Here is a 13,708-nt window from a genome sequence, read left to right as displayed (position 1 = left end):
CGTCTGCTTTGTGAAACTTTGCGAAATGCCTTTATAGAACGCTTGGAAGTTTGATTTTTGTATCTTTGAGTCATGGCAGAATTTATAGGGTTAAGCAAACTTTATGGGCATGTAGCTGGCCTGCATCCGGATGAGAATAATACCGGAACGGGGCATTTTAATATACTCAATGTTGAAGACCTGATTATTAACGGTAAGCCGAAAAGTAGCAGCTACAGCAGGCGCAGCTTTTATAAGGTAAGCCTGATAGAGGGAAAATGCATTGTGCATTATGCCGACAGGAGTATAGCGGTAGATGGTTGTGCGCTGGTGTTTACTAATCCGTCTGTGCCTTACAAATGGGAAGTTATTGGCGAACGGCAATTTGGTAATGTATGTGTATTTACTGAAAGCTTTCTGGATAAGCCTGGTATCCTTATGGGGTTTTCAGTGTTTCAGTCGGCAGATAATGCTGTTGTATTACTCACGCAGGAGCAGTACATTTTCTTTAAACGCTTATTCGAAAAAATGCGCGAAGAGCTACACGGAGATTATGTGCTTAAATATGATTACCTGCGCCACAAACTGCTGGAAGTAATTCATGAAGCGCAAAAGTTACAGCCTGAAAAAGGAGAGGCTTTGCCAGTATCTAACGGCGCGGCGCGTATTGCACTTTTATTTAATGATTTGCTCGAAAGGCAGTTTACAATTGAAGATCCCGGTGATGTTGTGTTGCTAAAAACCCCATCTGATTTTGCTGCAAAGCTTAATGTCCATGTAAACCATCTTAATAAATCGCTACGGGAAATATTAGGACTCTCTACCTCACAACTTATCCGTAACCGTGTTTTGCAGGAAGCCCGTGTGTTGCTTAAAACTACATCATGGACTGTTGCTGAAATATCGGGCTGCCTGGGTTTTGAAGAGTCCAATCATTTTAGTACTTTCTTTAAAAAGACAACTAACCTTTCTCCGTTGCAATTCAGGAAAGGCGATTGATTGTTTTTTGTACTTTTTGGTTTGCTGATCGTATTACTAAAGCTGTTTAAATACCCGAACTTTGTACCACATTTAAATATAATACCATGTGGACAAAAGATAATATTCCTGACCAAAAAGGAAAAACTGTAATAGTTACCGGTGCAAACGCCGGTATAGGATATGAAACCGCACTTGTACTTTACCAAAAAGGTGCCCATGTAGTACTGGCCTGCCGTAACCTTGATAAGGCAAATGCCGCTGCCGAAGCAATACAGAAAACAGATTCCGCTGGTAGTGTAGAAATACTTCAATTAGATCTTTCTGATCTTGATTCGGTTAAGGCTGCGGCCGATACTTTTAAAAGCAAGCATCAAAAACTCGGCCTGCTTATAAACAATGCCGGTGTTATGGTGCCGCCCGCATCTAAAACGGCACAGGGTTTTGAACTTCAGTTTGGCACTAATGTATTGGGGCATTATGCGTTTACCGGCTATTTATATCCGCTGCTTAAGGCTACGCCAGATTCGCGCATTGTTACCGTTAGTAGCTTGGTGTACCGCTTAGGTGCTATTGATTATGCTAATCTTAAATCTGAAAAAGATTACGACCCTAACCGCGAGTATGCACAGAGTAAACTCGCTAACCTGTTATTTACATTAGAGCTGCAAAAGCTTATTGCAAATTCGGGAGATAGCGTACTTTCTGTAGCGTCGCATCCGGGCATTACCGGTACCGAGCTAGCACGGTATATTTCTAAGGAGCAATTTGATGATATGATAAAAGTATATGGTAAGCTAATGCCGGCCTGGCAGGGAACTTTACCATCATTATATGCCGCGGTAAGTGATAAGGTTGCCGGAGGCGATTTTATTGGTCCTGATCAGGATGGCGGCCTTCGCGGTTACCCCACAAAAGCTGAGATTTTACCTGTCGCGCTTGATGAATATGAGGCTAAAAAGCTTTGGCAATATGCAGAGGAGGCTACGGGAGTTGAGTTTTTATAGTTTCAGAGTGGCAAAGTTTCAAAGTTTCAAAGTTTCAAAGTGTAAGTAAGTATATGCTGTTTTATCAGGTATGGCTGAAACTTTGCTGCTTTGTAACTCTGTTACTTCTTTCCAAACTTTGTAACTTTGCCACTCTGAAACTTTGTTACTTAAAAATGCGAAAAATAAAACTGGTATGGGATTTCCGTGGGCCTGCCGCAGCGCGCACCGCAGAACACCACGAAATACATTTAAAAGAATTTATTGCCATAGAAAAACTACCGTTAAACATTACGGGTTTTGATGTTGTAAACGATATGTACGCCATTGCATGGATGGTAGTAACTGATGAACATATGATACCTGTAAGGGATGCGTTGAAGCCGCATAGGGGAGAGCTGTATGAGGAGTAGTTGCCGGTTGTCAGTTGTTGGTAGCTTCACTCGGATATTTCCAGCGCTGTTGATAGTTTAGTGTTTAGTTATTACCAGCATAAAAAAACCTCGGCAGAACATTATTCTGCCGAGGTTTTCATTTTATATTTTTTGCTGAGCAAGAGTGTAGTTGCCAACAACTGACAACCGGCAACTAACAACTAATTTGCCACTTCGCTGATAAACTTAATGCGCATCAGGCGTAGTTCTTCGGTATCATAATCGCCTTCAAATTCTTTCAGGGCATCTTTAATACTGTCAGATTCAGAGTCCATATAGTAATCATGGATTTCCTCCTGCTGTTCGTCGTCCAGTATTTCGTCTACCCAGTATTTGATATTTAGCTTAGTGCCGCTGTACACAATCTGCTCCATTTCTTTGAGTAGTGTGTCCATGTCAAGGCCCTTGGCTTTAGCAATATCGTTTAAAGGTAGTTTACGGTCTATGTTTTGTATAATATAAAGCTTTAGCGCAGAGTTGGCTCCTGTAGTTTTAACCACAAGGTCGTCCGGACGTATAATGTCATTGTCTTCTACGTAGCGTGCTATAAGATCTACAAACTCTTTACCGTATTTTTTGGCTTTACCTTCGCCCACACCGTGTACGCCACCCAATTCCTCAATGTTTACAGGGTACTTAAGCGCCATATCTTCCAGCGACGGATCTTGGAATACCACAAACGGCGGTACGCCCAGTTTTTTAGCCACTTTTTTGCGCAGGTCTTTCAGCATATTTGTCAGCACCTCGTCTGCCACGGTAACAGATTTTGCTGTGGTAACTGTGGTCTCATCGTCACTGTCTCCGCTAAAATCATGATCCTCGGTCATCATAAACGACACAGGATTGTTTATAAAAGCCTCGCCTTTTGGTGTAAGCTTTAGTATACCATATGTTTCAATGTCTTTGTCAAGATAACCTTCTACCAGTACCTGGCGAATAAGTGCCATCCAGTGTTTTTCTTCAAAATCTTTTCCAATGCCAAAATAAGGCTGGGCATCAGTACGATGTGCTTTTATAACGGCGTTTACTTTTCCCGTAAGGGTAAAGATGATTTCTTTAGATTTATAAAGCTGCTTGGTATCGCGCACTACCTTAAGCAGGGTAACAACCTGTTCCTGTGCTTCGGTTTTCTTTTTCGGATTGCGCACGTTGTCATCCATATCGGCGCCTTCTCCGGTTTCGTCGTCAAACTCTTCTCCAAAATAGTGGAGTAAAAATTTACGGCGGCTCATAGAAGTCTCAGCATAGGCCACCACTTCCTGAAGCAATGCAAACCCTATTTCCTGTTCGGCTACGGGCTTGCCACTCATAAATTTTTCAAGCTTTTCAATATCCTTGTAGCTGTAGTAGGAAAGGCAATGGCCTTCGCCACCATCGCGGCCGGCACGCCCGGTTTCCTGGTAATAACTTTCGAGCGATTTAGGAATGTCGTGGTGAATTACAAAACGTACATCCGGCTTATCGATACCCATACCAAAGGCTATAGTTGCAACCACAACGTCTACGTCTTCCATCAGGAACATATCCTGGTGTTTGGCGCGCGTTTTGGCATCAAGACCCGCGTGATAGGGTACGGCGCTAATGCCGTTTACCTGTAGTACCTGTGCAATCTCTTCTACTTTTTTACGGCTAAGGCAGTAAATAACCCCGCTTTTACCCTTATGCTGGCGAATAAAGCGAATAATGTCGCTTTCTACCGTTTTTTGCTTCGGGCGTATTTCGTAGTAAAGGTTTGGCCTGTTAAACGATGCCTTAAATGTATTGGCATCGGGCATATCTAGGTTTTTCAGTATATCCTCCTGCACCTTAGGGGTAGCCGTGGCGGTAAGGCCAATAATGGGTATATCGCCCAGGTTGCGGATAATATTGCGCAGGTTGCGGTATTCCGGACGGAAGTCATGCCCCCATTCTGAAATACAGTGGGCTTCGTCTATAGCTACAAAAGAAAGCGGTACTGATTGTAAGAACAACGTGTACTCTTCTTTAGTAAGCGATTCGGGCGCCACATATAGTAGTTTTGTAAGGCCAGAGCTAATATCTTTTTTTACCTGGTTTATCTCAGTCTTGGTAAGGGAGCTGTTAAGTACGTGCGCAATGCCAAACTCAGAAGACAGGCTGCGAATGGCATCGACCTGGTTCTTCATAAGAGCGATGAGTGGAGACACCACAATGGCAACGCCGTCTAAAACAAGTGCCGGCAGCTGGTAGCAGAGCGATTTTCCGCCGCCTGTAGGCATAATCACAAAAGTGTTATTGCCAGATATTATGCTGCGCACCACTTCTTCCTGAAGGCCCTTGAATTTGTTAAAACCAAAATACTTTTTTAACTCTTTATGTAAGTCAATTTCGGTCGATTTCATTATATCAATAATAGTAATTTACATAAATTTGCAGAACATAAAGATACAAAAATCTTTTACATTAACAACTTTTTAAATATTTAGCGCGATTGATAGATACTGAAGCAATACTGGCCGCCGCCAGAAAAACTATACTTTCTGAAAGTGAGAGCATTGCTGCACTGGCGCAATATATTGACAACGATTTTACCCAAAGCGTAGAACATATATACAACTGCACAGGCCGTACCGTTATTACAGGTATTGGTAAGAGTGCTCTTATAGCGGCTAAGATCGTGGCTACCCTAAACAGTACCGGAACCCCATCACTTTTTTTGCATGCTGCCGAAGCCATACATGGCGACCTGGGCATGGTGCAGCCCGGCGATGTGGTTATTTGTATCTCTAAAAGCGGTAACAGTCCCGAAATTAAAGCCCTTGTTCCATTACTTAAACGTGGGGGCAATATACTTATTGGCATGACAGCCAATAAAAATTCATACCTTGGCAAAGAATCTGATTTGGTACTTCATGCGTATGTAGAACAGGAGGCCTGTCCGCTAAACCTGGCACCTACAAACAGCACTACGGCGCAGCTGGTACTGGGCGATGCCCTTGCCGTTTGCCTTATGGAGATGCGCAACTTTACTGCCGAAGATTTTGCTAAGTACCACCCGGGTGGTGCGCTGGGCAAAAAGTTGCTGCTGCGTGTTGCCGATATGCTCGATGCGTCGCGTATGCCGCAGGTTAGCCCCGATGACAGTGTTAAAGTTGCCATACACGAAATATCTGAAAAGCGCCTGGGTGTAACCGCAGTGGTTGAAAATGGCACTGTAACCGGTGTAATAACCGATGGTGATATAAGGCGCATGCTTAACGACCGCGACAACATTGCAGGCGTTACCGCTAAAGATGTAATGACTAAGAACCCAAAAACAATAACATCATTTGATATGGTGGCCGATGCCTTTAATATTATGGAAAACCATGCCATTACCCAGCTTGTGGTAGTAGACGGCGGCGAGTACAAAGGCATACTGCACCTGCACGATATCTTAAAAGAAGGAATAGTATAACTTATGGCAAAAAACAAAAATACAGGTGGCGAAATGTCGTTCCTGGACCATCTTGAAGAGCTTCGATGGATATTAGTGCGCAGCTGCGCCGCAATTCTTATAGGGGCTGTTGTGGCTTTTGTTTTTAGCCGTGAAATATTTGATGACATCATCTTTGCGCCTAAGCGTGCTGACTTTATTACCTACCGCATTTTTTGCGACCTGGCTAATAAGTATGACCTCGATAAAAGCTTTTGTGTTACAGAGCTTCCGTTTGCAGTTATAAGCCGTACTATGGATGGGCAGTTTAGTACCGATATCTGGACAGCCATTACCGCCGGCCTTATCCTTGCATTTCCGTTCATACTATGGCAGGTATGGAAGTTTATAGCACCTGCCCTGTATGATAATGAGCGTAAAAACGCGGTTTCTTTCATCGTGTTTACATCATTGTTGTTTTTTCTGGGCGTGCTTTTTGGGTACTACCTCATAATGCCGCTGTCTATTAACTTCCTTGCTAATTATACCATTAGTAAAGAGGTAATAAACAATGTAGACCTTGATTCTTACCTTAGCCTTATAAAAACTACTGTAATATCGTGCGGGCTCGTGTTTGAGATGCCCATAATTATTTACTTCCTGGCTAAACTGGGGCTGGTAACGGCATCATTTTTGCGCAAGTACCGCCGTTATGCACTGGTAATAATATTAATTGTGGCTGCGGTTGTTACCCCGCCCGATGTGGTAAGCCAGATGACGGTAACCATACCGCTGGTTATACTGTATGAAGCAAGTATACTGATAGCTGCACGAATGAACAAAACCCCTAAAACTACCGAATAGCCATGGCCGATTTAGTACAGGAATTTAACGACTACCGCCAGAAGATGAACGAAAGGCTTCTGGCTGATGATAATAAAGTGATCAAGCGTATTTTTAACCTTGATACCAATGCTTATATGCCGGGTGCACTTGATGTTAAAACCAAGGAGTTACTGGGCCTTGTGGCAAGCGCCGTGCTGCGTTGCGACGACTGTGTAAAATACCATCTTGAAACCAGCCATAAAGAGGGCCTTACTAAAGCTGAGGTTATGGAAGCCCTGAGTATAGCCACACTGGTGGGGGGGACTATTGTTGTACCGCACCTGCGCCGTGCCTACGAATTTTGGGAAGCGCTGGAAGCAAACGCCGCCGGCGAATAAACTAATTTACAGACTATGAAGCTAAGGGCAGATAACCTTATAAAAACATACAAAGGCCGCAGTGTTGTAAAAGGCATTTCGGTAGAGGTAAACCAGGGCGAAATCGTGGGGTTGCTGGGGCCTAACGGTGCCGGTAAAACTACATCGTTCTACATGATCGTGGGGCTGGTAAAGCCTAACAGCGGCAAGATTTACCTGGACCAGATGGAAATTACCGATTTCCCGATGTACAAGCGCGCGCAAAACGGCATTGGCTACCTGGCACAGGAAGCGTCGGTTTTTCGTAAACTGAGCATTGAAGATAATATACTGAGCGTACTACAGCTTACCAACCTTTCTAAAAAAGAGCAGGTAGCTAAGATGGAATCGCTTATAGAGGAGTTTAGCCTGGAACACATTCGTACCAACAGGGGCGACCTTTTGAGTGGGGGCGAACGCCGCCGTACCGAGATAGCACGTGCACTGGCTACCGACCCTAAGTTTATCTTGCTGGATGAGCCTTTTGCAGGGGTAGACCCTGTGGCGGTAGAAGACATTCAGCGTATTGTGGCGCAGCTAAAAGATAAGAATATTGGTATCCTGATAACTGACCACAACGTGCAGGAAACCCTTGCCATTACAGATAAGACCTACCTGATGTTTGAGGGTGGTATATTAAAAGCGGGCATACCCGAAGACCTTGCCAGCGACGAAATGGTGCGTAAGGTATACCTGGGGCAAAACTTTGAACTTCGTAAAAAGAAAATCGACTTCCATAAGCCTAAACCGGGTAAAGAAGAAACGGTTACAACAGATAAAGAAAATACAGCTACCGAATAATTGAGATGGCTCAACTACAAAAAAACTCCCGCAGCCTTAACAAGGTGCGGGAGTTTTTTTGTATGCGTAAAACGGCGGTGGTCTACCTACTGCTAAACAGGTTTCAGGTTGGTTTTATTTGTTAGAAATTATGGTATCCTGCCGCCGTTATATTAACTGTTTTTAGTTTATTTAATTCGCGAGGGCGCTGCACCGCGCGGTTTGCTACCGGAAAAATTCTTTATTTTCCAGGTTAAAGAAAATATCATGTAGCGGTTTAATACTGTGTTTTGGCTATCGGTAACGCCGGTTGCAGTAATGCTTCGGCTGGTGCCTATGTTTTGGTTAAGCAGGTCGTATACGGTAACTTTAAACAGTAATTTGTCTTTAAAGAAATTATACCCCAGGCTGCTGTTCCATAAAAATGAATCTTTTCTGTAGCCCGCACTCAGTTGCGAGTTGTAGTTATAGCTCATGTTGTTTTCCATAACTATATGTTTTGGCCAGTAATTTACAATACCCAAACCCGCCCTGTGGCTAAATGTAGAGGCAGAACCCCGTGCATAATTTGTATAATCTGCATTTGTTATGGAGTAATTGTAAGACGGGTTTATAGATAAAACTTCGCCGATATCATAATTTACATTGATGTTAGAGCTCAGCATCAGTCGTTCTGCGCTGTAGCGTTTAGTATTTGTAAAGCCCAGATCGTGCGAAAAATTACCGGTAAGCGACAAACTGTAACGGATGTTATTACCGGAGGGCATTTTTACATTCTTGTTGTAATTAGATGATAATGATGCGCTATACCCACCCGCCATGTTGCGGTAAGTAATATTTGTTTTTCCTGAAGATGTGAGTTCGGTATAGTTTACAATCTGGCGTTCATTTATGCTGGCTGTTCCAAAAATAAACAAGCCGGACTGGGAGGTGAAGTTAAAACGATGAAAGTTAACAGACATCCGGTGTGACTTGCCGGGGTCGAGGTTTTTATTTCCTGTAGTAGTAATTAAAGGATCGGTTACATCTACTACCGGTAGAAGTTGCGATGAAGAGGGCAGGTTTGTGCTAAAGTTATAATTTACCGTAAGCGATTTTCCCTTCGAAATTTCATATCTCAATGTTGAGGTTAGTGTAGGTAAGGCATACCTTGTGGTAAGGGCAAAGTCATTACCAAGATAAGAGCCGTAGTTGTTAAAAGTGTAAAAGTTAGTGCCAAGCGTGGTGCGAAAATTAAGCTTGTTTTTGTTTAGTGTAATTTCTGTAAAGGGGTTAATGCGTGTAGTGGTATTGCCGGTATATTTTGTTATAGAATCGGCTACGGTAGTAAAGGCACCATTGGTTTCATTATAATAAAAACCCCTGCTGTTATCAGACTCGCTGTTATGCTCAAAGGCCAGGCCCACACCGGCCTGAAGCGAGTCGTTAATTGGTTCTGTAAACGATATTTCAGCGTTATACTCGTCTGCACTACTGCTGTTTTTTTGTAACTGGTTACGCCGTACATTATTAATTACGGGTATGCCGTTTTCATCCGTATCTTCATAAAAGGTAGTAAGGCTGTTTGCATAATTATTGGCTGATGTTATACTATTCAGGTTACTGAATGAAGCACTTATAAAGCGGCCTTTTTTATGTTTAAACGCCTTGTTAAAGTTTATGGTATTGCTAATAACGCTCCTGTCGCTATCGTTAAGGCTTTTGTTGCTGCTTTCGTTAAGCAGATTGCCATCCTGGTCTGTAACGGTTTGTGCGGTGTTACCCGTACTCTTGTTATTGCTCCTGTTAAAGCTGGGTTTTATATACATACGTGCCGTGCTGTCTATTTTTATATCAAAGCTGCCGTTTATGTTTTGAGAATCGCTAACGGAACGGGAACTTGATGTTGAATTATTAATCTGGCTATTTTCGGTGGCTGTACCATCTTCATTGATAAGAAAAGTTTCTGTACGGCTCTTGTTGTCGTTACGACTTTCGGAGCCACTGTAGTTATAGCTTATGTTAGGGCTAAAATCTTTAAACCACTCATCGCTATAATTTACCCCTAAAGAATTTGTAACCGTCCTGCCGGAACTGCCCGAACCAATGCCTCCTAAGCTGAACATGGAGCCGGTACGCATTCCCATGCCCAAACTACTTATGGCATTTATATTGTTTGATGACCCTACAACACTTATCCTGCGCTGGTTGTTAAAGTAATTAAGCATTGCGTTTGCCTGATAGCGGTCGTTAGTGCCATAGCCTGCACTGGCATTACCAAAAAAACCTTTGTTCTTGTTTTTGTCTATCGTAAGGTTTATGGTAGTCATGTTGCCGGAAGCTTTTTGTCCGGAAAGTTCTTCTTTTTTTGTTTTATAGTCAGATACCTGAATTTTACTAATGAGTTCTGCGGGCAGGTTTTCCAGCGCCATGGTGCCATTCTCATCAAAAAAAGGCTTGCCGTTAACCAGTATTTGGGGTACGTCTTTGCCGTTTACGGTAAGTTTTCCGGTTGAAGGATCTATGTCAAATCCGGGTAGTTTTTTAAGCAGCTCTTTTACATTTGCATCCGGGCGTGTTTTAAAAGAGCCTGCATTAAACTCCAGGGTGTCTTTTTTAATACGTATGGGCGGAGTTTCAGATTCTATGATAACCTCATTTAGCTCGGTAGCTGCTTCTTTAAGTTTTATGATTCCAAAATCAATATCCCTTTTTATTGAGTCAAGCGGTTTCTGGTAGGTTTCAAATCCCATATACGAAACCTTAAGATATGCGGGTTGGCTGGCATTGCGTGTTTTTATCTGCCATTCGCCTTTTTGGTCGCTTATGGCATATCCCAGCATTACTGAGTCTTTAACGGTTCGCAGGTACACCGTTGTATTTTCCAGCGGCGTGCCATCCGGATCCTGTACTGTGCCTTTTAGCGTAATACTTTGGCTATAGGCCGGTGCGCAAAAAATAAGGAAGAATACCACGAAAAATTTGTACATACATAACCCGTGTTTGCTGTTTGTCCTCTTTTTAGAAAATGCAGTGCCAGCTTCAGGTGCTTATCCTTATGGACACCTGAAGATTAAAGATCGTTAAGCAATATTATTACCCGCTATCTTCCCATGCGTATTATGCGCCTGCCACCACGTGCACCGCCGGGCCCGCCTTTACCTTTATCGCCAAAGTTGTTGATCTTGTAGGTAAGCGAAAACATCATGTAGCGTTTAAGTACATTGTTTTGCACATCATAAATACCTGTAGGGGTTATGGTACGGCTGGTGCCAAGGTTTTGGTTTAGTAAATCATACACCTTTACTTTAAACAGCATACTGTCTTTAAGAAAGTTGTAGCCTATGCTGGTATTCCATAAAAAGAAATCTTTTTTAAAGCCCGATGCTATTTGCGAATTATAGGTATAGCTAAGGTCATTACCCATTACAAAATGCTTGGGCCAGTAATTAGTAACCATAATGGTTGCTTTATGTATAAAGTTGCTGGCCGTATTACTTTGCAGGTTTTCATACTTTACATCATTAAATGTGTAGGAGTATGATGGGTTAATGGTAAGCAGTTCGCCCAGGTCATAGCTAAAGTTTACACTTGGGGTTAAACCCAGTGTCTTCGCACTGTTTTGCACACCATTAGTAAAAGCCCTGTCAAGGCTGTAATTTGCATTAAGGCTAAAGGTATAACGGTAGGTGTTGCCTTTTTCGGTTTTAACCGATTTGTTGTAATTAGCACCTATGTATGCACCATAGCCGCCGTTAATGTTGGTATAAGTAGTATATCTTTTTGCATCGCTTGCAATCGAATCTTTATTTACGATCTGGGTTTCGTTAATACTCACGCCGCTCCACATATAGTAGCCAGATCGGTTAGCCCAGTCATAGTTATTAAAGTTTAGATTGAGGCGGTGTGTTTTGCCTGGGTTCAGGTCCGGATTACCCGTAACACTTCGTAATGCACTTGTGGCATCTGTTATGGGCAATAACTGCGAAGCAGATGGCAGGTTAATGTCATAATTATAACTCGTGTATAACGTTTTGCCTTTATCAATACGGTAGCGCAGGCTTGCCCGTGCCGAAGGGAGTATATAGTCTTTGTTTACCCTATAGGTATCGCCCAGGTACTCGCCATAGTTGTTAAAGTTATAAATGTTTGTGCCAAGGCTGGCTCTTGCATCGATCTTTTTCTTTTTAAGGTGTAAAACGGCATAAGGGTTTACGCGCTGCGTGCTGCTGCGGGTGTAGTTTGTAATAGAATCGCGCAGGTTTACATAGTCGTCTACAGTATAATCGTAATCATAACCACGGTTGTTTTCTACATTGTTATCCCACTCATAAATACTTCCTATTTGTACTTCAAGCGAATCTGTAACAGGTTCTGTAAAGGTTATATCTGCGGTGTAGCTATCGCTTGTACGCCTTGATTTCTGGAGCTGGTTACGATCATCCTTGCGGGTTTCATCATTTATACCGTCATTATTAGTATCTCTGTAAAAATTGGCACGGGTGTCGTTAATGTTTCCGTTCTCATTAAGGCTATTGGCAGTGCTCAACTCTACAGATAAAGACCTGCCGCGGCTGTTGAACATTTTATTATAATTCAGCTCTGTACTTACATTGTTTTCGTCGCTTTCACTCAGGGTAAAACCTTCGCTGTCATTTAGCAATAAGTCATCCTGGTTTGTGGTGTTTTGTGTAGAACGGCTCGTACTCTTGTTGTTTGAACGTATAAACTTAGGTGCAAAAAATATGGTAGATGTACTGTCTATTTTATATTCAAACTGGGTACTAATATTGTTGCTAAAGCTAAGCGCATTTCTTTTTGCAACGCTGTTAGTTATCAGCTTGTTTGTGCTGGTTACGCCATTTTCATCAGGCAGAAACGTTTCGGTACGGCTGCGGCTGTCGTTCTTTGTATCGGTACTGGTGTAAAAATAACTTAACGACGGGTCAAAGTTTTTACCCCATTGGTCTGCAAAGTTAAGGCCTACTATGTTTGTAGTGGTTATACCGCCACCGCCTATGCGGTTACCATTAATGTAAGCGGTACCATCGTTACTGGTCCACATACTAATGTTGTTGCGCCCGCCACCCATGCTGTCAAAAACTTCGTCGTTACTAAAGCCGGTAGCGTTAATGTTGTTGCTGGATGCCAGGAGGCTTATCTTTTGCTTGCCTTTAAAATAGTTTATAAGGGCATTGGCTTCATAACGGTCGTCTGTGCCGTAGCCTGCGGTTACCTTCCCGAAAACACCTTTATTGTTTTTCTCGTCTATGGTAAGGTTAATGCTGGCATTATCGCCACTGGCTTTTTGCTTGGCAAGCTCTTCTTTTTTAGTTTTGGTATCTGTTACCTGCACCTTTTTTATAAGTTCTGCCGGAAGGCTTTGCAGTGCTATCTTACCGTCTTTATCAAAAAAAGGTTTACCGTTAACCAGTATCTGGTTTACTTCCTTTCCGTTTACTTTTATTTTTCCGTTCTCATCTATGTCTACACCGGGCAGCTGTTTTAAAAGAGCCTGCACGTTAGCATCCGGGCGTACTTTAAACGATGCCGCGTCAAACTCCAGCGTATCCTGCTTTATGCGTATGGGAGGTACTTCGCCCTCTATTACAAGTTCTTTTAGGTCGGTGCCTTTATCTTCAAGTTTTATAATACCAAAATCAGTATCCTGTGTAAGCTTGTCATATGCTTTTTGATAGTTAGCAAAGCCAACGAATGATACCTTAAGAAATAGCGGACTGTTTATAGCGTGGGTTTTAAGTTCCCAGTTGCCTTTGTTATCAGTAATGGTGTACTCTATGAGTGTAGAGTCTTTAGCATTGCTAAGGTAAACCGTTGCGGCTTCGAGCGGAAGGCCGGCAGGGTCTTTAATGTTGCCTTTAAGCTTAATGTTCTGGCTGTAGCCAATGGCAGTACATACCAATAGCAGTAGAGTAAGGATTTTGTGCATATAAAAGG

General features: G+C 42.7%; 10 protein-coding genes. 7 read left to right on the top strand and 3 right to left on the bottom strand.

Annotation, left to right across the window (positions count from 1 at the left end):
- Positions 1-72: 72 nt before the first annotated feature.
- From DYH63_RS14220 to DYH63_RS14210, 3 genes are all read left to right on the top strand, one after another.
- Positions 73-978, top strand: a complete 906-nt coding sequence (locus DYH63_RS14220; RefSeq protein WP_116789430.1) for a helix-turn-helix domain-containing protein — start codon at positions 73-75, stop codon at positions 976-978.
- Between the two features lie 86 nt (positions 979-1,064).
- On the top strand, positions 1,065-1,964 hold the full coding sequence (locus DYH63_RS14215; RefSeq protein WP_116789429.1) for an oxidoreductase: 900 nt from the start codon (positions 1,065-1,067) through the stop codon (positions 1,962-1,964).
- Positions 1,965-2,119: 155 nt separating this feature from the next.
- Entirely contained in the window at positions 2,120-2,356 is a 237-nt protein-coding gene (locus tag DYH63_RS14210; RefSeq protein WP_116789428.1) for a hypothetical protein, read from the top strand.
- A 182-nt stretch (positions 2,357-2,538) separates the two neighbouring features.
- Here the strand turns inward: DYH63_RS14210 and recQ are convergent, their stop codons facing one another.
- Positions 2,539-4,737: a DNA helicase RecQ gene (gene recQ / locus DYH63_RS14205; RefSeq protein ID WP_116789427.1), complete on the bottom strand. Its 2,199-nt coding sequence runs from the start codon at positions 4,735-4,737 to the stop codon at positions 2,539-2,541.
- A gap of 89 nt (positions 4,738-4,826) precedes the next feature.
- Between recQ and DYH63_RS14200 the strand changes: the two genes are divergently transcribed.
- From DYH63_RS14200 to lptB, 4 genes are read left to right on the top strand one after another with little or no spacing between them, the layout of a single operon-like run.
- Entirely contained in the window at positions 4,827-5,792 is a 966-nt protein-coding gene (locus tag DYH63_RS14200) for a KpsF/GutQ family sugar-phosphate isomerase (protein ID WP_116789426.1), read from the top strand.
- A gap of 3 nt (positions 5,793-5,795) precedes the next feature.
- Positions 5,796-6,614 (top strand): twin-arginine translocase subunit TatC, encoded by an 819-nt coding sequence (tatC, locus tag DYH63_RS14195; protein WP_205528255.1) that lies wholly within the window; start codon positions 5,796-5,798, stop codon positions 6,612-6,614.
- A 2-nt stretch (positions 6,615-6,616) separates the two neighbouring features.
- Positions 6,617-6,973 carry a carboxymuconolactone decarboxylase family protein gene (locus DYH63_RS14190; RefSeq protein ID WP_116789425.1) on the top strand — a complete coding sequence of 119 codons (357 nt, stop codon included), beginning with the start codon at positions 6,617-6,619 and terminating at the stop codon, positions 6,971-6,973.
- Positions 6,974-6,988: 15 nt separating this feature from the next.
- Positions 6,989-7,792 carry an LPS export ABC transporter ATP-binding protein gene (lptB, locus tag DYH63_RS14185; RefSeq protein WP_116789424.1) on the top strand — a complete coding sequence of 268 codons (804 nt, stop codon included), beginning with the start codon at positions 6,989-6,991 and terminating at the stop codon, positions 7,790-7,792.
- Positions 7,793-7,959: 167 nt separating this feature from the next.
- On the opposite strand, the gene DYH63_RS14180 is transcribed toward lptB, so the two are convergent.
- Positions 7,960-10,740: an outer membrane beta-barrel protein gene (locus DYH63_RS14180; RefSeq protein WP_116789423.1), complete on the bottom strand. Its 2,781-nt coding sequence runs from the start codon at positions 10,738-10,740 to the stop codon at positions 7,960-7,962.
- A 113-nt stretch (positions 10,741-10,853) separates the two neighbouring features.
- Positions 10,854-13,700, bottom strand: coding sequence for an outer membrane beta-barrel protein (locus tag DYH63_RS14175; RefSeq protein WP_116790846.1), 2,847 nt, complete (start codon positions 13,698-13,700; stop codon positions 10,854-10,856).
- Positions 13,701-13,708: the final 8 nt, after the last annotated feature.

Source organism: Flavobacterium psychrotrophum (assembly GCF_003403075.1).
In the GTDB taxonomy this organism is placed as follows: domain Bacteria; phylum Bacteroidota; class Bacteroidia; order Flavobacteriales; family Flavobacteriaceae; genus Flavobacterium; species Flavobacterium psychrotrophum.
This window is presented reverse-complemented; position numbering and strand designations above follow the sequence as displayed.